Genomic DNA, 24384 nt, shown 5'->3' on the forward strand with positions numbered 1-24384 from the left:
GAGTTGACATGACGCAGGACGACAGCCCCGTCGAGACGTTCAAGCGCGCGACCGCCGCCGCCGTGCGGGCGATCGCCGAACGCGACGACATGGTCATCAGTTTCACCGCCGACCAGCCCGGCTTCGCCGGCAACCGCGCGCGGTTGCCGCAGCCTGCGCGTGCGCTGACGGCGATGGAGGCGGCGAAGGTGCGCGGTGCGGCCGACGCGGTGGCTCTAAGGCTTCGCCATCATGACGCCAGGCTGCATGCCAGCCGGCTGCCGGCGGGCGAGACGGCCCGCGCCGCGTTCGAGGCGCTGGAGCAGGCGCGGTGCGAGGCCATCGGCACGCGCCAGATGGCCGGCGTTCGGTCCAACCTTGCCGCCGCGACGGACGAACGCTGCCGGCGGCAGGGCTTCGAACGCGTGACGGAACGCGACCAGATGCCCTTGCCGGAAGCGATGCGCCTGCTGGCCCGCCAGGTGCTGACCGGGGAGGCCCCGCCCCCCGCCGCGCGGCAGGCCGTCGAGCTGTGGCGTCCCTGGATCGAAAGCAAGATCGGGCGGGAACTGGGGCATCTGGGCGAAATGGTCGGCGACCAGGAGGCCTATGCCCGCGAGGTCCGCCGGCTGCTGCGCGATCTGGACATGGAGATCGGGGACGAGACAGAGCCCGAGCCGGACGACCAGGAGGATGCCGAGGACGAAGAGAAGGCCGAAAGCCCCGACCAGGGCAGCCGTCAAGGGGAGGAAAGCACCGCCGAGGCCGAGAGCCTGGAGGGCGACCCGCAGGAGGGCGAGGAGGCGGAAACCGATGGCGGCGTCGAGGAGATCGACGGCGACATGGAGGAGGATGCCGGCGCGGAGACGGAGGCGCCGGGCCAGCCCTGGCGGCCCGACATGGACCGGCGCAACGATCCCGACAACCCTTCCTACAAGGTCTTCACGACGGAGTTCGATGAGACGATCGAGGCCGACGCGCTGTGCGACCCCGACGAGATGGCGCGCCTGCGACTCATGCTGGACCAGCAGCTCCAGCACCTCCAGGGCGTCATCGCGAAGCTGGCGAATCGGCTCCAGCGCAAGCTGATGGCCCAGCAGACCCGGTCGTGGGAGTTCGACCTGGAGGAAGGCATCCTGGATGCCGCGCGGCTGGCCCGCGTGGTCGTCAACCCGCTGACGCCGCTGTCCTTCAAGCAGGAGCAGGACACCGATTTCCGGGACACGGTCGTCACGCTGCTGATCGACAATTCCGGCTCCATGCGCGGCCGCCCGATCTCTATCGCGGCGATGAGCGCCGACATTCTGGCCCGCACGCTGGAGCGTTGCGCGGTGAAGGTGGAGATACTGGGCTTCACCACCAAGGCGTGGAAGGGCGGCAATTCGCGGGAGAAATGGATCCAGGCGGGCAAGCCGGCGCAGCCCGGCCGGCTGAACGATCTGCGCCACATCGTCTACAAGAACGCCGACGCTCCCTGGCGGCGTTCGCGGAAGAATCTGGGGCTGATGCTGCGCGAAGGCATCCTGAAGGAGAATATCGACGGGGAGGCGCTACTGTGGGCGCACAACCGGCTGATCGGCCGGCCGGAACAGCGGCGCATCCTGATGGTGATCTCAGACGGCGCGCCGGTGGACGACAGCACGCTGTCGGTCAACACCGGCAGCTTCCTGGAGAAGCATCTGAAGCAGGCGATCGAATGGATCGAGCGCTATTCGCCGGTCGAGCTTATGGCCATCGGCATCGGCCATGACGTCACCCGCTACTATCGCCGCGCCGTGACGATCGTGGATGCGGAGCAGCTTGGCGGCACCATGATCGACAAGCTGGCGGAGCTGTTCGACGAGGAGCCGAAGGGACATTCCTCCGCCCCCCGCGCCGCGCGCCGGGCCGGCTGACGATTTGGCCTCCGCCCCTTCGGATACCGCCGCGCCGACCACACGCTTCCGCCTCGCCGCCTGGATCGACCGGGAGATCGGGACGCTCTATCCCGGCTGCTTCGCGATGGTCATGGCGACCGGGATCATCTCCAACGCCATGGCCTTCACCGGCCACCGCGCAATCTCCGACGCGCTGCTGGCGGTGAACGCCGTGCTGCTGCCCTGGCTCCTGGCTGCGACCCTGCTCCGCGCGCTGCGCCACCGCGCGGCGCTGTGGGCCGACCTCACCAGCCCGCGGCTGGTCTTCGGCTTCTTCACCATCGTCGCGGCCTGCGACGTCTTCGGCGTCTCGCTCAGCATCAGGGGGCTGACCGGCATCGCCCTCGGTCTGTGGCTCGCGGCGCTTGTCCTCTGGTTCGTGCTGATCTATTTCAGCTTCGGCGTGCTGACCTTCCTGAAATCCGCGCAGGAGGCGAACGTCGTCCATGGCGGCTGGCTGAATGCCATCGTCGGCGCGCAGTCTCTGGTCGTGCTCGGCACGATCGTCGCGCCTGAGTTGGGCCGCCTCGCGCCATCGGCCTTCGTACTGATCCACATGCTGTGGGGCGTGGGGCTCGGGCTCTACGGCGTCTTCATCACCCTGTTCGCTCACCGCATCTTCTTCTTCGCCTTCGAGCCGAAGGATATCACACCCCTGCTATGGGTCGTGATGGGAGCCGCAGCCATCTCCACAAACGCCGGATCGATCCTCCTTTTGACCAGCAGCGGCATGCCCTTCCTGGAGGCGATGCGGCCCTTCATCGACGGCGTATCACTGATCATGTGGGCCTGGGGAAGCTGGTGGATCCCGCTGCTGATCCTATTCGGCCTGTGGAAGCATGGGATCTGCCGCGTGCCCATGACCTATACGCCGATGTTGTGGAGCCTGGTCTTCCCGGTCGGCATGTACGCGCTGGCCAGCCTCCGCCTGTCGCTCGCCGCGGATTTCACGCCGCTGGGCGCGGTCGCGCGGACCATGGTCTGGGTTGCGCTCGCCCTGTGGTTGGCGACGGCGGCGGGATTCCTGAGAGCCTCCTGGCGGAGCTTCAGGCGGTTCCGGGCTCAGCCCCAGCCCGCGCCCTCATAGCGGACCATTTTGGCCGGGCGGTTCATCATCGCCGATGGTCAGCAGCATCATGGGGCGCACGAGGCTGAATTTACCCGGCGCGATCGGCATCCCCCTCGCCCATTACCGGCGCCCGTCGCACTTCGGTGAGATAGTTCAACATCAGGGACACCGCGACGATCCCGTATAGCAGCATGAAACAGCTTGAACTGACCCCGATCCAGTCGAGCACGACGCCGAACATGATAGGCAGCAGGAATCCGCCAAGGCCGCCGATCATGCCGACAATGCCGGAAACCGCACCCATACTGTCCGGAAAATCGTCGCCGATATATTTGAATGTCGAGGCCATGCCGCAGGCGAAGGCTACGCCCAGCACGAAGAGCAGGCCGGTGAACAGCCAGGAGGGCAGGGCGATGTTGAAGCTCAACGGCCCGTCGATCGTATGCACAACCAACTCCGTCCTTGGGTAGGACAGCAGGAACAGGCAGACCCAACTGATCCACAGGACCCACCAGGTTACCGAGTGAGCGCCAAAACGATCGGACAACCACCCTCCCAGAGCGCGAAACGCCCCGCCCGGCAGCGAGAAACCAGCGGCAAGGAGCGAGGCGTATGCTATGGAGAAGCCATATTCCGTCGTGAAATATTGCGGCATCCAGATCGACAGCGCCGTAAAGCCACCAAAGACGATTGAATAGTACTGGCAGTATTTCCAGACGCGGCGATCCCGCAGCACCACGAGTTGGCGCATCATGGGCAATGCGGCGTCCGCGGATCTTTCGGGATCCCTCGCCGAGAAGATCCAGAACAGGGCGGCCGTGACCACCAGCGCCACCGCATACGCCTTCGGCACCATCTCCCACCCGTACTGCCCGATGAGGATTGGCGCAACGAACATGTTGAGCGCTGCGCCGATCGTGCCGGCGCCAAAGACGCCCATGGCGAAACCGCGCTGCTCTTTGGGAAAGAACTGCGCCACATAGGGAGTTCCCACGGAGAACGAGGCACCAACGAAACCGAGAGCAAGGCCCAGCAACAGCAATTGCCATAAAGCCGTGGCATAGCTCGCCAGCCAGAGAGGAACGGCACAGCCGAGCAAAAGAAGGAGCATGATGCGACGACCGCCGAAGCGGTCGGTCCAGATGCCGAGCGGCAGCCTGAACAGCGCGCCGGTCAATATCGGCGTCGCGCTGAGAAGGCCGAACTGGGTTGAATCAAGGCCCCACTGGTCGCGTATCGGAATTCCGATCACCCCGAACATCATCCACACCGCGAAACAGACGGTGAACGAAAGTGTGGTGATGGCGAGTACGGTGAGATTTCCATCCTTGGCCATTCACGTCCCTCCCCGGTTCCGATCGTCACCTCGGAGGATAATCAAGGAAATCGCGATGATCACGCAGACGATCGTCGTGACATGAGCGTCGTCGCGGAAATGGACGCCGGGCAGGGTCGGCTTGCCGTTGCGTTCGACGAACATCTGGCGCGGGCGGTTCACCACGACGTCGGTGACCGGCTCATCACGCAGAAGCGGCTCAGGGATCAACCCCAGCCCGCGCCCTCGTAGCGGACCATGTCGGTCCAGGCGCGCTCCACGCGGCGGAGGGTGCGGCAGGTGGTTTCCAGGTCGGCGGGGTCGGCGGCCAGGGTCTCGACATGCCCTTCCTCCATCCCCTGGATCCGGTCGCGCAGCGCCCTTCCCCTGTCGGACAGCCGCAGCCGGGCGGATCGCCGATCGCGAGCGGACGCCGCGCGGTCGACATAGCCCGCCTCGACAAGCTGCTTCAGATTGTAGGAGGCGTTGGAGCCCAGATAGTAGCCGCGCTCGATCAGGTCGCGGACCGACAGCTCGTCGTCGCCGATGGTCAGCAGCATCATGAGCTGCACGGGGCTGAGGTCCTCCACACCCAGGCGCGTCATCTCCAGCCTCAGCACGTCCATGAAGCGACGGTGCAGCCTGTCGATGGTCCGCGCCATGTCGCGGTAGAGGGCCGGGGAGTCCGGGGTCTTGGTCGTTTCCACGGCGAACACTTTGCCGGCCAAGCCTTTAAGGTCTGTTAACTGTGATTTGCGATGCTCCGCGACCTGGCGTTAACCAACCCCTGCGGACACCGCCCCCATGGCCCTTTCCCGTTCGCCCATACTGTCGACTGTGGCGGCGCTCGCGCTGCTGGCCACGACCGCCGGCTGCACCACGCTCGGCGACCTCGCCGGTGGGCCGGAGACAGACCCGCTGGCGGCCGCCGACAGCCAGGAATGGCGGGAGATCATGATGATCGCCGACACCACGCGCGGGAACGGCGACCTTCCGATGGCGGCCGCGCTCTACGACCGCGCACACAAGGCCAATCCGGAGGCTGTGGAGCCGCTGCTGGCGCTGGGGGAGACGCTGTGGGACATGGGCGGCGGGCGCGACAGCCTCCAGGCCTTCCGTGCCGCCGTCGCACGCCAGCCGCTGAGCGGCGAGGCCCATCGCGGCATGGGTCGGGCGCTCGTCGCGCTGGACCAGCCGCTTGAGGCGGCGGAGGAATTCCGCACCGCGCTTCGGATCGATCCCTCCGACGCAGAGGCCTATAACGGCCTCGGCGTCGCCCGCGACATGGCCGGCGATCATGCCGACGCGCAATTCCAGTACCGGCGCGGCCTGGCGCTCGCGCCCGACGACCTCAACCTCCTCAACAATCTGGGATTCTCCTACGCGCTGGCCGGCGATTACGGCCAGGCGATCGCGATCCTGGAGAATGTGACCGACGACCCGCAGGCCACCGCCCGCCACCGCCAGAACCTGGCGCTGGTCTACGGTCTTGCCGGGGACGACGAAGCGGCCGCCCGCATGGCCGCGCTGGACTACGACCCCGGAACGGTGGAGCGGAACCTGGCCTACTACGAGTGGGCCCGAAACCAGATCGACGCCGCCCCGCCGGTAACGGTGTCCCCGGCGTCGTGAGCGGGTAAGGCTCGCCATTTTCTTGTTGGTCATTCCGGCCTCCGAGCCGGAATCCATAGGCCGATCCCGCTTCACCGGCGGTGAAGGACCGGACGCGGTCTCGTCCGCCATCGACGCCGCATGGATGCTGGATCAAGTCCAGCATGACGACGCTTGCTTAGGGCCTACATCGCGCTCAGCGAATCGATCGTGCGGAGGATGGCGGGGCCGATCAGGACGATGAAGAGGGGCGGCAGGATGAAGGCGATCATCGGCACGGTCATGACCGCCGGCAGCCGGGCGGCTTTCTCCTCCGCCCGCATCATCCGTTCGTTCCGCAGTTCCGCCGACAGCACGCGCAGCGACTGGGCGAGCGGCGTGCCGTAGCGTTCGGTCTGCTGCAGGGTGGAGATCAGCGCCTTTATGCCGGGCAATCGCACCCGGTCGACAAGGCCGGAAAGCGCCTTCGACCGTTCCGGCAGGAAACCAAGCTCCAGCCCCGTCAGCCCGATCTCGTCCGCCAGTTCAGGGCAGCTTTCGCCGATTTCCCGCGCCACCCGCTCCAGCGCGGCGTCCAGGCTCAAGCCCGCCTCGGCGCAGATGACCATCAGGTCGAAGGCGTCGGGCAGCGCCTTGCGGATCGCCTTCAGCCGCTTCTGGATCGCGTTCTTGACGAAGATCTCCGGCGTGTAGGCGCCAACGACGATCGCGACCATCGCCGCCAGCAGCGCCTGGATGTCGTTGAAGGGCAGGGTGACGCCGTAGATCAGCAGGACCGACAGGGCCGCGATCGTGAGCGGCAGCACCGCCTTGGCGAAGAGGAAGGCGGTCAGCGCCTCCCGCGACCGCCAGCCGGCCTGGGCCAGCCGGGAAGCCGCCGCGCTGGCGGTCTTGCCGCGCGCCAGCCTCAGCCGCGCCACCACCGTGGCGACGAAGCCGTCGCGGGCCAGCGTCCGTTCCCGGCGGGTCCTGCGGGTCAGCCCCTTCTTCAGCACCTCCCGCCGTTCGGCCAGCGCCTTCAGCCGGCCCGGCAGCGGGTCGCGGTCCATGAAGGCCATCCAGATCAGCGCCACGACGGCGACCGCGCCCAGCGCCGCCAGGAAGGCCATCGCGTCCTGGCCGCCGATCCCATAGGGACGGAGCATGGCGTCGAGGCGGTTCATATCTCGAACCGGATCATCTTCGCCATGATCAGCACGCCGACCACGATGAAGCCGAGCCCGATCCCGACCATGATCAGCCCGCGCGGATCGTGGAACAGGTCCATCACATAGTCGGGGCTGAGGAACATCAGGATCGCGAACATCAGGAAAGGCAGCGACCCGATGATCCAGGCGCTGGCCCGCGCTTCGGACGACATCGCCTTGATCTTCAGCTTCAACTGCCGGCGCTTGCGCAAGAGGTCGGCTAGATTGGCCAGCGTTTCGGCGAGATTACCGCCGGTTTCACGCTGGATCGCCATGGCGATGATCAGGAACTTGAACTCCGGACAGTCGAGCCGCCGGGCCACGTCCCACATCGCCTGCTCCAGCGACTGGCCGAGCCGCACGCTGTCGGAGATGGCCCGGAACTCCACGCCGATCGGGTCGGCCATCTCCCGCCCCACGGCGGTGATCGATTCGGATACCGGCAGGCCCGAGCGCAGGCCCCGGCAGATGAGGTCGATGGCTTCCGGAAAGTCGTTGAGGAACCTGTTGATCCGGCGACCGCCCATCCAGCCGACGATCATGTGCGGCAGCCCCAGCCCGCCGATGACCGCGAGCGGGATACCCAGCACCGGCGCGAGCCCGAACAGCAGGACGAGCGCGGAGCCCAGCACGCCCAGGCTGATCAGCGTAATCAGCACATATTCGGAAAGCGTGATCTTCTTCCCCGTCCGCGCCAGCCTCAGCCGCATCTTCTCCGGCTTCGGCAGCAGCGCTTTCAGGAGCCGGTCGAGCGTCGGTATGGAGCTGTCCTGGGTCGAGCGGCGGATACCGCCGCCCGCCCGTCCGCCGGACCGGGACCGCTCCGCCCGACCGACCCGCGCCAGCCGCTTCTTCACGACCGCGCCGGAGGTCGCGGGATCGCCCGCGAAGGCCATGAACAGGACGACGATCAGGAGGATGCCGCCGGCCGAGACGATGGCGAGCGGCAACAGGGAGGCGTCGGTCAGGGTCATGCCGCCCGCCCCGTCACATGCATTCCATCAGCGCCGCATCGAGCCCGTAATAGGCCGCGCGCTGGGTGAAGTGGGGGCGGATGGCGGCGGATTTGAAATCGCCGATCAGCATCCCGTTCGGCTTCTCGCCGACATATTCGTACCAGAACAGATCCTGCATGGTGACGATGTCGCCTTCCATGCCGACCACTTCGCTGACATAGGTGATGCGTCGCACGCCGTCGCGCATCCGGCTGATCTGGACGATCATGTCGACCGCCGAGGCGATCTGCGTCCGCACCGCCTTGGCCGGCAGGTTGATGCCGGACATGCCGACCATGTTCTCCAGCCGGGTCAGCGCCTCACGCGGGCGGTTGGCGTGGATGGTGGAGAGCGAGCCGTCATGGCCGGTGTTCATGGCCTGGAGCATGTCCAGCGCCTCCGATCCCCGGATCTCGCCCAGGATGATGCGGTCGGGGCGCATCCGCAGGGCGTTCTTCACCAGCTCGCGCATGGTGATCTCGCCCTGCCCTTCCAGGTTCGCCGGCCGCGTCTCCAGCCTCACGACGTGGGGTTGCTGCAATTGCAGCTCGGCCGCGTCCTCGATGGTGACGATCCGTTCCGTCGTGTCGATCATCCGGGAAAGCGCATTCAGCAGGGTCGTCTTGCCGGAGCCGGTGCCGCCGGAGATCAGGATGTTGAGCCGCGACCGGGCGGCGATCTTCAGCACCGTCGCCATCGCCGGCGACAGGTTCTCCTGCCGCTCCATGACATCGAGAGTGATCTTCTTCTTCGCGAATTTCCGGATGGAGATCGAAGGCCCGTCGATCGCCAGCGGCGGGATGATGATGTTGACGCGGCTGCCATCCTCCAGCCTTGCGTCGACCAGAGGAGTGCTTTCATCGACTCGGCGGCCGATGCGGGTGACGATGCGCGTCGCGATCGCCATGACATGGGCGTTGTCGCGGAAATGGACGCCGGTCAGCGTCAACTTGCCCTTGCGCTCTACGAACACCTGGCGCGGGCCGTTCACCATGATGTCGGTGATCGACTCATCCTCCAGAAGCGGCTCCAGCGGCCCCAGCCCCAGCATGTCGTCCAGCAGCCGGTCGACCAAAGTCTGCCGTTCCGCGAGGTTGAGCTGGATCTTCTGTTCGACAAGAAGCTCCGCGACGATGTCGGCGATCTCCCGCTCCAGTTCGTCCCGCTCCATGGCGGCGGCGGCGGTGGCGTCGATCCGCTCCATCAGCAGATCGCCCAGCCGCGCCTTGGCCTCGCGCACCTTAGTTTCGTTGGCCGATCCGCGGGCCGGAAGCTGGTAGACCTCCGCCGCGACCTGTTCGTCCAGGCTGCTCAACGACGGTTTGGGCCGCGTGGGCGGGGCGACATCCACCATGGGCGACGGCGCGATTTCCGCCGAAGGCGGTTCGGCGGGCGTCGGGTCGGGATTGTCGGGAATCTGGGCTTCCACCGCGTCGACCACGCGGGCGACAAGGTCGCGCTGTTCCAGCAGGTTCATCGACGCAAGCCGGCCGCCCAGCCGCGCCGCGACCGACGCCTTGATCTCCCGCGCCAGATCGGCCCGCGACAGGCCCGCCAGCGCCGCGAGATCCAGGCCGGGCAGCAGATCAGGGATCAGCCCGTCCGCCAGATCGACGGGCGCGGGGCCGCTCACCGCCGCCGCCGGTTCCTCTCCGCCGGAACGCCGGAACATCAGCCCTTCGCCTTCTTCTTGCGCTTCAGGAAGGAGAGCGGGCTCTTCTTCGGCGGGGCCGCGCCCGCGATTTCCTGCGCCAGCCCGCGCAGCGCCCTGGTCGCGGCGGCGGCGGCGGCGACCGCGCCCAGCGCCTTGCCGGCGTTGGCCGCCTGGCGCACCGCCTTGGAATCTTCCGGCACGAGGGCCGCGAGCTTGCGGCCGATCCCCTTCTCGAAGGCGGCCTTGTCGATCTGCGGCTGGCGTTCCTTGCCGACGCGCGCGACGACCGGCATGACCCTGGCGTCGCCGCCCAGCGCGTCGACCGCCGCCAGCGCCCGGCTGGTGTCGCGGATGCCGGCGAGCGACAGGTCGGAGACGAGGATCACCCTGTCCGCGCCGATCAGCAGCCGGCGATGGAGCGGCAGGAGCGCGCGGGGCATGTCGACGACGACATTGGCAAATGTGCCGCGCAGTTCGCGGATCAGCGCCTCCGCCGCGCGGGTGTCGAACTGGATCGGGTCCTCCAGCGGCTCTTCCGCGCCCAGCACGCAGAACCGTTCGCTTTCCGAGGCGAGCGAGCTTGCGATCAGCAGCCGGTCCACGCGGTCCGGGCTCTGCAGCGCCTCCCGAAGGCCGCGCCCCGGCTCCAGGTCCAGGGCCAGCGCGTCGGTGCCGAACTGAAGGTCCATGTCCAGCAGCACCGTCTGCCGCTCATGCTCATGGGCCATCAGCCAGGCCGTGTTGACGGCGATGGTGCTGGCGCCGACACCGCCGCGCACGCCGATCACGAAGGTCAGCGACCCGACCTCCCCCGCTTCCGGGGTCGCGCTCGCCTTCCCCGCCGCCGCCAGCACCTGCCGCAGCAGGTCCGCCTCCAGCGGCTTCACCAGGTAATCGTGGGCTCCGGCCTCCTTCAGCCGCCGGTAGAGGATCACATCGTTGGTGGAGCCGACGCCGACGATCCGGCATTCCTTGCCGCAGCGGATGGCGAGCGCGGCCATGGAGGAAACCGGATCCTCCGTCTCGTCGATATCGACCACCATGATCCGGGGCGCGTGGGTCCCGTCGATGATCTCGACCACATCCTCCAACAGGTAGCGCTGGACGACAGATGATGGCCAGCCGCGCGCCCGCGCGAGGTCGCGCGCCGCCTGGGCGCTGCTTTCATCCATCAGGAACGCCATGAATTCGGCGTGGATGGAGGCCCTGGCGGAATTGTCTGTCCGCATCGCGGCTCCGGTTGCCGCCCTGGCCATCATTCCCCGCCCGCCGCCGTCGGGGCGGCCAGTTCCACCGCGCCGCCGGCGCGTTGCCGGGCGACGCCCAGCGCCAGCCTTTCGGCGTCTGCCGGGCCGGGGGCGCTGCCGACCAGCAGGTCGTGAGGATCGGCGATCATGGCCGCGAGATTGCCGGCCGTGATGCAGCCGAGACGCCCTGACGGGTTGTTCAGATAGCCTTCCGCGATGCTTTCGCCCCAGGTCGGACATTGCGGCGCGGCGGCGACCATGGTGCGGATCGCCACACGGACGGCGTTGGGGTCGCTTTCTGGGTAGGAGGTCAGCCGGGGCGCGAAGCCTTTCGAGGAGAGATACTCCGTCACCGCCCGCGCCCGGCCGGAGGCGAGCGCGCTGGCGACCCCGACCGGATATTCCACAACCAGCTCGTCCTCCAGGCTCGGGTCATGCCCGGCCAGGAAATCGGCCAGCGCCGCCATCTCGTCGGCGGAAAGCACGGTGGCGGAGGGCGCGAAACGGACGGCGTGGGTGACTTCCATCGTCCGCACGACCGGACGCGGCGCCTCCCACGCGACGGCTGTGGGCGTCGGCGGCGGCGCGCAGGCGGCCAGCGCCAGCAGTCCGGTCAGCGCCGCGACGATGCCGGGCAGCCGGCTTCTCTGGATGTGAGCGTTCATGATCCGTCGTCTCTTATTCCAGGATGAACCCGACCGGCCCGACCAGCGACACCGGTGCGCCCTCGCCGCCGGCCGATGCGGCGGCGTGGCCGACGAAGCGGCCGTTGAGCAGCCGGTCGGCGTCGTTGGGCGGCAGCAGATCCTGCTGAGGGATCGCCAGACGATCGGTCGACACCGGCCGCACCAGATAGGGCGTCACGATGATGACCAGCTCGCTTTCGTCCCGCTGGAACGAGGTAGAACGGAAGAGCGCGCCCAGCACCGGGAGATCACCCAGGAACGGAAAGCGGGCGATGCTCTGGTTGCTGTTGTTCTGGAGCAGCCCCGCGATCGCGAAGCTCTGCCCGCTGCCCAGTTCCACCGTCGTCTCCGCCCGCCGCGTCGTGAGCGCCGGAATCTCCAGCCCGTCGATCACCACGGCACCGGCGGAGGAAAGCTGGCTGACCTCCGGCCGGACGCGAAGGTTGATCCGCCCGTCGCCGACCAGCGTCGGCGTGAAGGCGAGCGAGACGCCGAATTCCTTGTATTCGACGGTCAGCGATTCATCATCGACCAGAGGAATCGGGAATTCACCGCCCGCGAGGAAGCTGGCCGTCTCGCCGGACATCGCCGTCAGGTTCGGTTCGGCCAGCACGGTGACCAGCCCCTCCTCCTCCAGCGCGTCGATCAGCCCGTTGACGTCCAGGCTGCCGCTGTTGAAGGCGGTATAGAGGTTCGATCCCTGTCCCACCCGCGAAACGACGCCGTCGACGATGTTGATGTCCGCGCCCTGGGCGAGGCCGAAGGTGAAGTTGCCGACGGTGCCCAGCGCCTCCCAATTGACGCCGAACTGCTTGCTGACGGTCCGGCTGACCTCCGCCACCCGGACGCGGAGCTGGATCTGGCTGGGCGCGTTGACGGTCAGTCGGTTGATGATATCCGCGCCCTCGCCGATGAACTGCGCGGCCAGCCGCCGGGCGTCCTCCGCGTCGGCGGCCGACGCGACCTGTCCGGTCAAGAGGATGCCGCCCTGGACGGACCGGGCGCTGATCGCCGCCTCGGGCAGCAGGGCGTCGATTTCCCCCTGCAAACTGTCCAGATTGTGGGTGACGACGACCGGCCGGTCGACCAGCACCTCGTCATCCTCGCCGATCGCGAACAGCGAGGTCTCCCCGACGCCGAGGCCGAAGACATAGACCAGGCTGGGGGCCATCACCTGGATGTCGGCGATGGCGGGATTGGCGATGAAGACGGCGGCCGCCGGCTCCGGCAGACGGACAAGATCGCCCTTGTTCAACTCCAGCGCGATCTCCTGCGCCGAGGCGCCGACGGCGAGCCCTAGCCAGATTAAGGTTAACGCCGCGATGCGGACGGCGAGGATGCGAAGGGAACGCGCCATCGGCGGGGTGATCCTAATCGAAGATCTTCGGTTCGGCGGGCGTTCCGCCGCGCATCACCTGGACAGTACGGGATGGCGCGGCCGACGCGACCGGCGGCGGCGGCAGAAGCGCGCTGACATCGCTGTCCCAGGTGAAGCCGATGCCGCCTGTCGCCGGGTCGAGGACGGTCTGTTCGGCGGCCTGTCCGGCGGAATGGGATTTGTAGTCGATCGCGGCGATCAGGCTCGCCGCCGGATCGGCCTCGGGCGCTGGGATCAGGCTGCGCAGGCTGAGGGAAAGCTGGCCGATCTCCGACACCAGCGTGATCAGTTCGACATCGTCGGGCGTGACTTCAAGCGTCGCCAGTTCGCCGACCGTCGGCTGGGGCGTCTGGTCGTCCACCCGCTGGTCGATCGCCAGCACGCGAACATTGGTCAGCACCGTCTCGCTGGCCCGGCGGATCGCCACCACCGCGGCGTCCGGCTGCTGGAGGGTGTGGGTCAGGATGACATCCACCCGGTCGCCGGGAAAGACGAGGCCGGCGAGGCCGGTGACGCTGGTGATCGGCACCGTGACGGCGCGCATGCCGGGCGTCAGCACGGCGGCGAGGAATCCCCGCTCCCCCCGCTTGACGAGGCGGCCGGGCGTGATCGGGTCGCCGGCGCGCAGGCCCTGGCGGACGACGGCGCCGCTGAATTCATCGATGGTATGACCCTGGTCGGAAACATAGGCGTCTGGCGCCCCCTGCCCTTCGGGCCAGGGCTGCCAGCGCAGATGATCCGGCGCGACAAGCGTGCCCATCGGCAGGTCCGACGCGGCGACCAGGATCTGGTAGGACGGCGCGGGCGGCGGCGCATCGGCCGTGACCGGAGCGGCCGGCGTTGGCTCAGGAGCGGAAAGGAAGGTCCGCGCGAACTGAAACGTGCCGCCGGCGATGACCAGCGCGATCAGAAGCAGGATCAGCTTGCGGGCGGACATGAAGCAACTCCCGGAGTTGCGAAGGTCGCGGAGAACTATTCAGTCCAGCCGAGGAAGATCGCCCTTCGACAAGGGCTGCCGAAAGGCGATCATTCTCTGCGGTACAGCGTGAAGTTTATGTGCTGCTACTAGACCCCGGCTGGATCATCCGCCGGAGCGGCACAGCTAGCGGGATCACCGCCCGCCATGGCACCTTCCAGCGATTCACAAACGGTCTGGAACATTCCCTCCAATGAGCCACCCATGGCGGTCAAAGCGAAGATGGCGGCGACGGAGACGAGGGCGGCGATCAGGCCATATTCGATGGCGGTGGCGCCGGACTCGTTCCTGATGAAACGGCGAACAACAGAAAACATGGGGAAACCCCTCCTGGGATTGGGCACGAACCCGACCATCTAAAACCCGACTTCCTTAATCGGCCGTTAATATCAAAAAGCAACTGCCGATCTTTCGACTCTCCATGACGCACATTATCTCATGCTTATTCTTTGAAAGGCATGACTGCGGAAAAGACGGCCCTCTTTTCCGCGACCATGGATAAGTGAAGGAAGTTGACGATCTCTTAAAACGCCACCATCGCCCAACCATTTTGCTACGAAATTCGAACTACTTTCTTTCGTCGCCCGATTTCGCCTCTTTAATGATTCCTCAACCAGCATCGCTGCATCGTCTTGCTGCCGCCGGCCGTCAAGATCGCCCCGCCTTCATGCCCTCGCGCTCGATCCCTCACCCGATTTCCCGCTTCCTGCGCCGCTTCGCCCTTGATCGCCGGGCGGGCGCGGCCGCGCTGGTCGCGGCCATGATCATCCCACTGGTCGGCTTCGTCGGCCTGTCGATCGACACGGCGCGCGGCTATTACGTGAAGGCCCGCCTGTCCCAGGCGCTGGACGCCGCCGCCCTGGCCGGCGGCCGGGTGTTCTTCGACGATGATCGATACGACGATATCGAGAAGTTCTTCGACGCCAACATCCCCCAAGGCTTCATGGGCGCGGAGATCACTCTAGGTCCGGTTCCGCCGGCGCAGCCCGATGATAGGTCGCTGACCGTCTCCGCCAGCGCCGTCCTGGACACCACCTTCATGCGGGTGCTGGGCATCGACACGGTGACCGTGGCGGCCAGCAGCACGGTGGAGCGCGCCGACCGGGGCATGGAACTGGTGCTGGTGATGGATATCACTGGTTCCATGTATGAGAACGGCGACCCCAACCCCCGAATAGACGACATGAAGGAGGCAGCCCATGAACTAGTTGCCACCCTCTATGGGGACAAGGAGGAGATTCCGAACTTCTGGGTCGGCCTCGTGCCTTATACCGCCGCCGTCAATATCGGGCACGAACGGACGGATTGGCTGGTTCCGGGTTATCTCGATGCGCTGGACTACTCAATGATGCCGAACGATCCCGGTGGCGACGAGGATTATGTCCCGAGCGGCTGGAAGGGCTGCGTAGAGGCGCGCTGGGACGACGGTTACGGCCTACCGCGCCAGGACTCCACCGACGCCCCGCCTTCGGTATACCCGTTCACGCCGATGTATGCTCCGTCGGACCCAGATCCCGATCACGATAACAACTATGCGGTTGACGGCGTCAGGGAAGGCAAAGCGCTCAACACCACCTCCAACAATGGAAGAGGCCCCAATATCGGCTGTGGTCCGGAGATCACGTCCCTAGTTGCCGCCCGCTCCGCTGTGGAGGATGCGATCGACGAGATGGATTCCTGGCACCGGGGCGGCACCACCAGCAATGTCGGCCTTGTCTGGGGCTGGCGCGTTCTGTCCCCTAAGTGGCGGGGTCTGTGGGGTGCCCCCACTCCCGACGAGTTGCCGCTGGATTATGAGGTAGAGTTGATCGACAAGGCGGTCGTTATCCTGACCGACGGGATGAACCAGCTTTGGGGACCGCACAGCAGCGACACCGATTTCGCGGCCTACCAGCGGATCAGTGCGGAAACTCTGGGCACCGACAGCCGCAATCAGGCGCGGCGCGAGTTGAACGAGCGGACGCTGGAAATCTGCGATGCCATGAAGGTCGAAGATATCATCATCTACACGATCACGTTCGAACTGCCTGAGCAGAAAACCAACGTTGCTGCCCAGGAAGCACGCGACACCTTCGAGGATTGCGCGACCACCCCCGCCCATTTCTTCGACAATCCCGAAGGCGAAGACCTCTCCGACGTCTTCCGCACCATCGCCGGCCAACTGGCGAACCTGCGCATCGCGCAATAACCAACCACCCTCACCCCCAACCCCCTCTCCCGCAAGCAGGAGAGGGGGCTATCGGCGCCGTCAAACAAACTCCCTCTCCCGCTTGCGGGGGAGGGTCGGGGTGGGGGTGGTATTTTCGTGCGGCTCACCCGCCCTCGGCCACCACGCGTTGATAGGCGGGGAGCGTCAGGAAATCGGCGAAGTCGGTTTCTTCGGCGAGGTCGCGGAACATGGCGGCGGCATCGCGGTAGCGGCCGGCGGTGAAGGCTTCGTCGCCAACGCGGGCGCGCCAGGCTTCAAGCTCCTCCTCCACCGTCCGGCGCAGCAGGCCGGTTGTCACCTGCCGCCCGTCCTCCAGCGACGCCCCCAGATGCAGCCACTGCCAGATCTGGGCGCGGGAGATTTCCGCCGTCGCGGCGTCCTCCATCAAATTGAACAGCGGCACGCAGCCGACGCCGCGCAGCCAGGCCTCCAGATAGCCGATGCCGACGGCGACGTTCTGGCGCAGCCCCGCCTCCGTCCGCGGCCCTTCGGGAACCTTCAGCAGGTCCGCCGCCGTGACGGAGACGTCCTCCCGCTTGCGGTCGATCTGGTTGGGCGGGGGCATGATGCGGTCGAAGATCTCGCGCGCGATCGGCACCAGCCCCGGATGGGCGACCCAGGTGCCGTCATGGCCGTCCGTCGCCTCCCGCTCCTTGTCGGCGCGAACCTTGGCCATCGCCGCCTCGTTGGCTTGCGCGTCGTTCTTGATCGGGATGTTGGCCGCCATGCCGCCGATCGCCGGCGCGTTCCGCCGGTGGCAGGTGCGGATGCACAGCAGGCTGTAGGACCGCATGAAATGCGCGGTCATGGTGACCAGCGCCCGATCCGGCGTCAGCGTCGCGGGATCGTTCCGGAACTTCTTGATGTAGGAGAAGATGTAGTCCCACCGCCCGCAATTGAGGCCGGCGGAATGGTCGCGCAGCTCATAAAGTATCTCGTCCATCTCGAACGCCGCGAGGATGGTTTCGATCAGCACCGTCGCCTTGATCGTACCATGGGGCACGCCCAGCGCCTTCTCCGAATGGGTGAAAACCTTGTCCCACAGCCGGGCCTCCAGATGGCTTTCGATCTTCGGCAGGTAAAAATACGGCCCCGTACCTTTCGCCAGCAACGCCCTGGCGTTGTGGAAGAAGAACAGCCCGAAATCGAACAGCGCGCCGGACATCGGCCTTCCGTCGACCAGCAGATGGGCCTCCGGCAGGTGCCAGCCGCGCGGGCGCACCTTCAGCACGGCCGTCTCATCCTTCAGCGCGTAGTCCTTGCCGGTGTTCGGGTCGGTGAAGGCGATCGTCCCGACAATCGCGTCGCGCAGATTGACCTGCCCCTCGATCTGGTTCGCCCAGAGGGGGGTGCTGGAATCCTCGAAATCCGCCATGAAGACCGACGCGCCGGAATTGAGCGCGTTGATGACCATCTTGCGGTCGACCGGCCCGGTGATCTCCACCCGCCGGTCCTGGAGGTCCGCCGGCAGCGGAGCGATCGTCCAGTCGGCGTCGCGCACCGGCTTCGTCTCCGCCAGGAAATCGGGCTTCTCCCCGGCTTCGATCCGGGCCTGCCTTTCCTCTCGCGCTTTCAGCAGACGAACCCGCTCCGCCCCGAAAGTCCGCTCCAGTTCGACGATGAAGGCCAGCGCGTCTTGCGTCAGGACGGCCTCGACCCCAGGCACGGCGTCGCCCTTGATCTCGACTCCCGGGAGGGACGGCAGGCTGCTGGCGGTCATGGCGCTTCCTCTTTCCGATTTCGTGGAAATGACTTTCACGATGCGGAATAGATAAAAGCGTCAGGACCGGCCATGTCAACGCCGGAGGGGAGGACACCCCCTCACCTCCCGTCCCTCGATCGGCTTTTTTCTTATGTGGGCTTTTGTAGGCTTTTGTCGGCTTTTCGCGGAATCGAGCCAATCATCGTTGAGGAATAATATCCCAACACGGCGGCCCTGTCATGCATCTTCGCGGCCGGTCGCGCCCATGCGTCGCGGCGAAAGCCTATGGATTCTGGATCAAGTCCAGAATGACGAAAGAGGGTTGGGTGAGGGGGCGGGTTGTCCCTACTCCCCAGCCGCCACCATTTTCAGCGTTTCCGCGGGCGGAGTCGTGCGCCAGAGGGAGCGGCAGGGGATGCGGGAGAGGTCGCAGCGGTCGGCGTAGCGGCGGGCGATCTCGAACACTTCCGTCAGCAGCCCGTCCTCCAGCGTCACCGGGTCGAGGCCGAGATCGAGGAAGCGTCGGTTCTCTACCTCCAGTTCGTTCTCCGCCGCCTCGACCCGCGGATTGTCCACGAAATCGACCCTGGCGCCGGTCAGCCGAGCGATCATGCGGGCGAGGTCGCGGACTCGATGGGTCTCCGTCATCTGGTTGCGGATCATCACCCGCTCGCCTTCCGCCGGCGGGTTCGCCAGCGCCAGGTCGATGCAGCGCACCGTGTCCTGGATGTGGATGAAGGCGCGCGTCTGCCCGCCCGTGCCGTGGACCGTCAGCGGATGACCGACCGCCGCCTGCATCAGGAAGCGGTTCAAGACCGTGCCGTAATCGCCGTCATAGTCGAAACGGTTGATCAGCCTATCGTCGCGCTTGGTTTCCGCCGTCTGGGTGCCCCAGACGATGCCCTGGTGCAGGTCGCTGATCCGCAGCCGGTCGTTCCTGCCGTAGTAGAGGAAGAGGTGCTGATCGAGCACCTTGGTCATGTGATAGACGCTGCCCGGGCTGGCCGGATGCAGTATCTCCAATTCCGCCCATTCCCCGTCCGCGCGCTGCGCCCTGATCGGCAGGTAGCCTTCGGGTATCGGCGCGCCATGGGCGCCATAGCCATAGACGCCCATGGTGCCCAGATGCACCAGATGGGGATCGCAACCCGTCGCGTCCCGCGCCTCCACCATCGCGGCCAGCAGATTGTTGGTGGCGTTGATGTTGTTGTCGACCGTGTAGCGCTTGTGACGGCTGGATTTCATGGAGTAGGGCGCGGCCCGCTGCTCCGCGAAATGGACGATGCCGTCCGGCCGCAGCGCCTTCAGGAGATCCAGGACCCGGTCATAATCGCGCGCGAGGTCGAGATTGTGGAAGGCGATCGGCTTCCCCGTCGTCTCCCGCCACGCCGCCAGCCGCGTGCCCATCGGCCGGATCGGCGTCAGGGAGGACGCCTCCAGCTCGATATCGATCGCCCGGCGCGACAGATTGTCGAGGATCGTCACCTCATGGCCGTGCGCCGAAAGATGCAGCGCCGTCGGCCAGCCGCAGAAACCGTCGCCGCCCAGAACCAGAATATTCATGACCCGCCGCCATTCTCTTGAAGGTGAGGCTACGGGAGTCCGGTTATCACAGTGAAAACAGCGTCAACAATGAACTGTTACAGTGGACGTGAAATATTCATGGGAATGATATGGCAGAGAAATATTTGAGAAATAGAAATGAAACAAAAACCACCCCCTCACCCAACCCTCTCCCACGAGGGGAGAGGGCTAACTTGTCACCCCTCTTTCCGGTTGCTCACAACTTCACCCTCGCCCCTTGTGGGAGAGGGAGGGACCCGCGAAGCGGGAGGGTGAGGGGTTTATCACGCCGACTTCCGCGCGCGCCTCGCCAGGGGATGGTGGTCCTCCACCGTCCGCGTGAGCCGGTCGCCGAGGATGTGGGTGTAGATCTGGGTGGTCGCAATGTCCGCGTGGCCCAGCATCTTCTGGACGGCACGAAGGTCGGCGCCATGGGTCAGGAGGTGGGTGGCGAAGGCGTGGCGCAGCACATGAGGGCTGACCTTCGTCGGATCTATCCCCGCCTCCTGGGCCAGTTCCTTCAACAACTGCGCGAAACGCTGGCGGGTCAGGTAGCCGTTGCGCGCGATGCGGGAAGGGAACAGCCAGGGCTGCTGCTTGGCTTCCCGCCCCGAAACCAGGAAATGGCCCCGCACCTTCAGATAGGCGTCCAGCGCTTCCCGCGCCGGCTCGCTGAGCGGCACCATCCGTTCCTTGCCGCCCTTGCCGCGGACCATCAGGAAACGGTGGTCATGGACGATGGCGGTGCGCGGCAGGCCGACCAGCTCGCTGACGCGCAGCCCGGTGGCGTAGAGCGTCTCCAGAAGGGCGACCAGCCGGATGCCTTCCGGCGCCCGGTCGGGATCGCGGGCGCGGGCGGTGGCTTCCGCGAGCAGACGCTCCACCTCCTCCTCCGTCAGGATTTTGGGCAGGCTGCGGCCCAGCTTCGGACTGTCGATCGTCGAGGAAGGATCGTCGGCCCTCAGCCCTTCGGAGGTCATGAATCGGTAGAACTGGCGGACGGCGGAAAGCCTTCGCGCCACGGTGCGGACGGCCGTCGAGGCCGCGCGCGCGCCGGGCTGGGCGGCCAGATGGTCGAAATAGCCGCGCAGATCGTCGGTGGAGGCCGTCTCCAGCGCGCATCCCCGGCCGGAGAGGAAGAGGACGAGGTCGGCCAGGTCGCGCTGATAGGCCTGCCGTGTGTTCGCCGCCGCCGCCCGTTCGGCGGTCAGCATGTCCAGGAATGCCTCGACCTGGGGAGACGGCGCCGGCTTCGGCTTTCTCGGCCGGCCGCGCCGGGGCGTCGTCGTCGACATTGTCTTGCTACTCAAGCTTTCCAAGGAGCCGGCCACGGAGCCGGAACATCTGCGTCCGGAGCGAGGATGGCGCCGGAGGGACCGGATACTCCATGACGGCGGAAAGCGCCAGCCTCACGCCCCGCGACATGTGGGCGCGAGCCCGGCCCGGCCGGTCAAATATCAGCGGGGCAGGCTCTCGTCCGGAATGACCTTCTCCACCATTTCCGATGGCGGCTGAAGATCCCAGAATCCCAGGAAGACGACCCCGCCGACGATGACGAGCGCAATCAGCACCAGGAAGAACTGCGTGAGGCGGGCGCCGACGCCGCGCGACGGCCCCTGGGAGAAGACTGATCGGTTGCGGGAGCGTGCCAAGAGTGGAACCGTTCTATATCGGGCCGGGACAAGCGCCGGGGCCGGTGGACGGCCCCAGCGTGATGGGATTGCGAAAGCGAAGTATGCTATGGCTTCGACATGGCGATCTTAAGGCGCTCACACCCAAACGTCCACCGCCGGCCGGGCCGGCGGAAGGGTCGGTCATGACCGGAATTTCCGCTCGTTCCAACCTGCCGCGCAGCCTGGTGCTGGTCGGGCTGATGGGTGCCGGAAAAAGCGCGATCGGAAGGCGGCTCGCCCACCGGCTGGGCCTGCCTTTCGTCGATGCGGACCAGGAGATCGAGCGGGCCGCCGGCTGCACGGTGGAGGACATCTTCGAGCTTTACGGCGAACCGGCGTTCCGCGACGTGGAACGGCGGGTGATCGCCCGGCTGCTGACCGGCCCGCTGCACGTCCTGGCGACCGGCGGGGGCGCGTTCATGGACATCGACACCCGCGCCAGCATCGCGGAGAACGGCATCTCCCTGTGGCTGAGAGCCGATCTGGAGGTGCTTCTGGCCCGTACATCGAGGCGGAACAACCGGCCGCTCCTGAAGCGGGACGATCCGGCGGCCGTGCTGCAGAAGCTGATCGACATCCGCTACCCGGTCTATGCCCGCGCCGATATCGTCATCGACAGCCGTGACGCGCCGCTTGATCACACGGTCGATATCGCGCTGGATGCGATCGACCTCTATCTGGCGGAAAGCAGCGCGGCGGCTGCCGGTTGACGGGGCGGCCCCGCTTCCGCGATAGGTTCACCGTTTCCTAAACCCTTTCAATCGAGCTGGCCCATGTCCCACGAAACCGTTCGCGTCGCGCTCGCCGGGCGTGGATACGACATCCTCATCGGCGGCGGCCTGATCGACCGGGCGGGCGCGCTGATCGCGCCGGCGCTGCCGTCGAAACGGGCGGTGATCGTCACCGACGAGACGGTGGCCTCCCTGCACCTGCCGCGACTGGAGGCGGCGCTGGATCGCGAGGCCATCCGCCATGACAGGCTGGTCGTGCCCGCCGGCGAGGGATCGAAGAGCTGGGCCTGCCTGGGCGACCTGCACGACCGGCTGCTGGGGCTCACCATCGAACGGTCGGTGACGGTGATCGCGCTGGGCGGCGGGGTCGTGGGCGACCTCGCGGGCTTCGCCGCCGCTTCCGCCCTTCGCGGCCTGCCCCTCATCCAGATACCGACGACGCTGCTGGCGCAGGTCGACAGCGCCGTCGGGGGCAAGACCGGGATCAACAGCCGGCACGGCAAGAATTTGATCGGCGCCTTCCACCAGCCGCGCTTGGTCCTGGCCGACATCGACCTGCTGGACAGCCTGCCGCGACGCCAACTCCTCGCCGGCTATGCCGAAGTGGTGAAGTACGGCGCGATAGACCGGCCGGACTTCTTCGCCTGGCTGGAGGAGAACGGCGCCCGCGCTCTCGACGGCGACAAGGCGGCCCTTATCCATGCGGTCCGCGAAAGCTGCCGGGCGAAGGCGGAAACGGTGGCCGCCGACGAGACCGAGCAGGGACGCCGGGCGCTGCTCAATCTCGGCCACACCTTCGGCCATGCGCTGGAGGCCGAGACGGGCTACGGCGACGCGCTGCTGCATGGCGAGGCGGTCGCGCTGGGCATGGTCCTGGCCTTCGACCTGTCGGCGCGCCTTGGCCTCTGCCCCCGGTCTGACGCGGACAGGCTGCGCCGGCACCTGGCGTCCGTCGGGCTGCCGGTGGCGCTGCCGGGAATCGGCGGAAAGCCCTGGGACGCCGGGGCGCTCCTGGCCCACATGTCGAAAGACAAGAAGGTGCAGGAGGGGACGGTCACCTTCATCCTGGCCCATGGCATCGGCCGGAGCTTCATCGACAGGAGCGTCGACCCCGCCGAGGTCGCGATGCTGCTGAACGACGCCGTCGCCGCCTGACGAAGGGAGTCCCGAACCGATGGACGTCTCGATCGCGATCAGCCTGGCCCTGATCCTCGCCTGCCTGCTGCTGTCGGCGTTCTTCTCAGGTTCGGAGACGGCGCTGACGGCCGCGAGCCGCGCCCGGATGCATCAGCTGGAGAATGAAGGGATGGGCCGAGCGAGCCTGGTCAACCTGCTGCGCCGCGACAATGAAAAGCTGCTGGGCACGCTGCTTCTGGGCAACAATCTGGTGAACATCCTGGCCTCGTCGGTGGCGACAAGCACCTTGCTGGTCCTGGTGGGGGAAGCCGCCGTGCCGGTGGCGACGCTGGTCATGACGCTGACCATCCTCGTCTTCTCCGAGGTCCTGCCGAAGACCTATGCGATCCGCCATTCGGAAAGCGCCGCGCTGGCGGTCGCGCCGTTCCTCAGGCCGCTGATCCTTCTGCTGTCGCCCCTCGTCTCGCTGATCAACCTGATCGTCAGGCTGATCCTCCGGCTGTTCGGCGCCCACGGGTCGGGGATGGCCGTCGGCAGCCATATCGAGGAGCTGCGTGGCGCGATCGAGCTTCACCGGGGACCGGAGCAGGAGACCCAGCATGAGCGGGCGATGCTGCGGTCGATCCTCGATCTGGGCGATGTCGAGGTGTCGGAGATCATGATCCACCGCCGAAATGTCGCGACCATCGACGCCGACGAGCCGGTGGCCGACATCGTGCGGGCGGTGCTGGAGAGTCCTTTCACCCGCATTCCGGTCTGGCGGGGCGATCCGGACAACATCGTCGGCATCCTCCACGCCAAGGATCTGCTGCGCGCGCTCCAGCAGCGGGAGGGACGCGTCGAGGGGCTGGACGTTCTGGAGATCGCCGGGAAGCCCTGGTTCATCCCGGATTCGACCACGCTTCTGGACCAGCTTCAGGCCTTCCGCGACCGGCGGGAGCATTTCGCCATGGTCGTCGACGAATATGGCAGCCTCCAGGGCGTGGTGACGCTGGAGGACATATTGGAGGAGATCGTCGGCGACATCACCGACGAGCACGATGTCCAGGTAGCCGGCGTCAGGCCGCAGCCCGTCGGCGATTTCATCATCGACGGCACGGTGACGCTGCGCGACCTCAACCGCCAGTTCGAATGGCGGCTGCCGGACGACCATGCCTCGACGCTGGCCGGGCTGGTGCTGCATGAGGCGCGGCGCATCCCGGAGGTCGGGCAGACCTTCACCTTCTACGGCTTCCGGTTCGAGATCCTGCGCCGCCAGCGCAACCAGATCATGTCGATCCGCGTCACTCCGCCCGGAGAGGACGCGGAGACCGAAGAGCCCGCGGAGCAAGGTTGACCGTTCCTGGTCGGCGGCGC

The 24384-nt window shown here is 66.7% G+C and carries 22 protein-coding genes; 7 read left to right on the top strand and 15 right to left on the bottom strand.

Translation table 11 applies throughout. From position 1 onward, the window contains the following. The first annotated feature begins 8 nt into the window (after positions 1-8). Positions 9-1874, top strand: a complete 1866-nt coding sequence (gene cobT / locus AAFN89_RS09810; protein ID WP_347538511.1) for a cobaltochelatase subunit CobT — start codon at positions 9-11, stop codon at positions 1872-1874. 4 nt (positions 1875-1878) lie between these two features. Continuing rightward, positions 1879-2982: a tellurite resistance/C4-dicarboxylate transporter family protein gene (locus tag AAFN89_RS09815; protein ID WP_347538513.1), complete on the top strand. Its 1104-nt coding sequence runs from the start codon at positions 1879-1881 to the stop codon at positions 2980-2982. Positions 2983-3052: 70 nt separating this feature from the next. On the opposite strand, the gene AAFN89_RS09820 is transcribed toward AAFN89_RS09815, so the two are convergent. Genes AAFN89_RS09820 through AAFN89_RS09830 form a run of 3 tightly spaced genes read right to left on the bottom strand, consistent with a single transcriptional unit; the run spans position 3053 to position 5007 of the window. After that, positions 3053-4300 (bottom strand): nitrate/nitrite transporter, encoded by a 1248-nt coding sequence (locus AAFN89_RS09820; RefSeq protein ID WP_347538515.1) that lies wholly within the window; start codon positions 4298-4300, stop codon positions 3053-3055. Next, on the bottom strand, positions 4301-4510 hold the full coding sequence (locus tag AAFN89_RS09825; protein ID WP_347538517.1) for a hypothetical protein: 210 nt from the start codon (positions 4508-4510) through the stop codon (positions 4301-4303). Next, positions 4507-5007, bottom strand: coding sequence for a MarR family transcriptional regulator (locus AAFN89_RS09830; protein ID WP_347538519.1), 501 nt, complete (start codon positions 5005-5007; stop codon positions 4507-4509). The genes AAFN89_RS09825 and AAFN89_RS09830 overlap by 4 nt, the downstream gene beginning before the upstream one ends. A gap of 76 nt (positions 5008-5083) precedes the next feature. On the opposite strand from AAFN89_RS09830, the gene AAFN89_RS09835 reads away from it, so the two are divergent. Continuing rightward, positions 5084-5911 carry a tetratricopeptide repeat protein gene (locus AAFN89_RS09835; protein WP_347538521.1) on the top strand — a complete coding sequence of 276 codons (828 nt, stop codon included), beginning with the start codon at positions 5084-5086 and terminating at the stop codon, positions 5909-5911. A 164-nt stretch (positions 5912-6075) separates the two neighbouring features. Here the strand turns inward: AAFN89_RS09835 and AAFN89_RS09840 are convergent, their stop codons facing one another. From AAFN89_RS09840 to AAFN89_RS09875, 8 genes are all read right to left on the bottom strand, one after another. Beyond that, positions 6076-7053 carry a type II secretion system F family protein gene (locus AAFN89_RS09840; RefSeq protein WP_347538523.1) on the bottom strand — a complete coding sequence of 326 codons (978 nt, stop codon included), beginning with the start codon at positions 7051-7053 and terminating at the stop codon, positions 6076-6078. Further along, the gene (locus AAFN89_RS09845; RefSeq protein ID WP_347538525.1) at positions 7050-8051 is read right to left on the bottom strand and encodes a type II secretion system F family protein; all 1002 of its coding nucleotides are present in this window, start codon (positions 8049-8051) and stop codon (positions 7050-7052) included. The genes AAFN89_RS09840 and AAFN89_RS09845 overlap by 4 nt, the downstream gene beginning before the upstream one ends. A gap of 13 nt (positions 8052-8064) precedes the next feature. Beyond that, positions 8065-9744 carry a CpaF family protein gene (locus AAFN89_RS09850; RefSeq protein ID WP_347538527.1) on the bottom strand — a complete coding sequence of 560 codons (1680 nt, stop codon included), beginning with the start codon at positions 9742-9744 and terminating at the stop codon, positions 8065-8067. Continuing rightward, positions 9744-10955: a hypothetical protein gene (locus AAFN89_RS09855; protein WP_347538529.1), complete on the bottom strand. Its 1212-nt coding sequence runs from the start codon at positions 10953-10955 to the stop codon at positions 9744-9746. Before AAFN89_RS09855 ends, AAFN89_RS09850 begins: the two co-directional genes overlap by 1 nt. 26 nt (positions 10956-10981) lie before the next feature. Then, positions 10982-11638 carry a CpaD family pilus assembly lipoprotein gene (locus tag AAFN89_RS09860; RefSeq protein WP_347538531.1) on the bottom strand — a complete coding sequence of 219 codons (657 nt, stop codon included), beginning with the start codon at positions 11636-11638 and terminating at the stop codon, positions 10982-10984. Between the two features lie 13 nt (positions 11639-11651). Continuing rightward, positions 11652-13016 carry a type II and III secretion system protein family protein gene (locus AAFN89_RS09865; protein ID WP_347538533.1) on the bottom strand — a complete coding sequence of 455 codons (1365 nt, stop codon included), beginning with the start codon at positions 13014-13016 and terminating at the stop codon, positions 11652-11654. A 13-nt stretch (positions 13017-13029) separates the two neighbouring features. After that, positions 13030-13974, bottom strand: a complete 945-nt coding sequence (gene cpaB, locus AAFN89_RS09870) for a Flp pilus assembly protein CpaB (RefSeq protein ID WP_347538535.1) — start codon at positions 13972-13974, stop codon at positions 13030-13032. 128 nt (positions 13975-14102) lie between these two features. Beyond that, a complete protein-coding gene (locus tag AAFN89_RS09875; RefSeq protein WP_347538537.1) occupies positions 14103-14330 on the bottom strand; it encodes a Flp family type IVb pilin in 228 nt (75 codons plus the stop codon). A 185-nt stretch (positions 14331-14515) separates the two neighbouring features. On the opposite strand from AAFN89_RS09875, the gene AAFN89_RS09880 reads away from it, so the two are divergent. After that, positions 14516-16201, top strand: coding sequence for a VWA domain-containing protein (locus AAFN89_RS09880; RefSeq protein ID WP_347538539.1), 1686 nt, complete (start codon positions 14516-14518; stop codon positions 16199-16201). A gap of 124 nt (positions 16202-16325) precedes the next feature. Here AAFN89_RS09880 and aceB read toward each other — a convergent pair whose 3' ends face one another. The 4 genes from aceB to AAFN89_RS09900 all read right to left on the bottom strand — a co-directional run bounded on the left by aceB (position 16326) and on the right by AAFN89_RS09900 (position 21139). Then, positions 16326-17942: a malate synthase A gene (gene aceB / locus AAFN89_RS09885; RefSeq protein ID WP_347538541.1), complete on the bottom strand. Its 1617-nt coding sequence runs from the start codon at positions 17940-17942 to the stop codon at positions 16326-16328. A gap of 327 nt (positions 17943-18269) precedes the next feature. After that, positions 18270-19487, bottom strand: a complete 1218-nt coding sequence (locus AAFN89_RS09890; RefSeq protein WP_347538543.1) for an NAD-dependent epimerase/dehydratase family protein — start codon at positions 19485-19487, stop codon at positions 18270-18272. A gap of 284 nt (positions 19488-19771) precedes the next feature. Beyond that, positions 19772-20782 (bottom strand): site-specific tyrosine recombinase XerD, encoded by a 1011-nt coding sequence (xerD, locus tag AAFN89_RS09895; protein WP_347538614.1) that lies wholly within the window; start codon positions 20780-20782, stop codon positions 19772-19774. Between the two features lie 162 nt (positions 20783-20944). Then, complete coding sequence (locus tag AAFN89_RS09900) at positions 20945-21139, bottom strand: hypothetical protein (protein WP_347538545.1); 195 nt, start codon at positions 21137-21139, stop codon at positions 20945-20947. A 164-nt stretch (positions 21140-21303) separates the two neighbouring features. On the opposite strand from AAFN89_RS09900, the gene AAFN89_RS09905 reads away from it, so the two are divergent. The 3 genes from AAFN89_RS09905 to AAFN89_RS09915 all read left to right on the top strand — a co-directional run bounded on the left by AAFN89_RS09905 (position 21304) and on the right by AAFN89_RS09915 (position 24364). Further along, positions 21304-21870 (top strand): shikimate kinase, encoded by a 567-nt coding sequence (locus AAFN89_RS09905; protein ID WP_347538548.1) that lies wholly within the window; start codon positions 21304-21306, stop codon positions 21868-21870. A 63-nt stretch (positions 21871-21933) separates the two neighbouring features. After that, the gene (gene aroB, locus AAFN89_RS09910) at positions 21934-23046 is read left to right on the top strand and encodes a 3-dehydroquinate synthase (RefSeq protein WP_347538550.1); all 1113 of its coding nucleotides are present in this window, start codon (positions 21934-21936) and stop codon (positions 23044-23046) included. Between the two features lie 19 nt (positions 23047-23065). Continuing rightward, entirely contained in the window at positions 23066-24364 is a 1299-nt protein-coding gene (locus tag AAFN89_RS09915) for an HlyC/CorC family transporter (RefSeq protein ID WP_347538552.1), read from the top strand. The last annotated feature ends 20 nt before the right edge of the window (positions 24365-24384 follow it).

It is taken from the genome of Inquilinus sp. CAU 1745 (assembly GCF_039839375.1).
Classification (GTDB): domain Bacteria; phylum Pseudomonadota; class Alphaproteobacteria; order DSM-16000; family Inquilinaceae; genus JBDOQU01.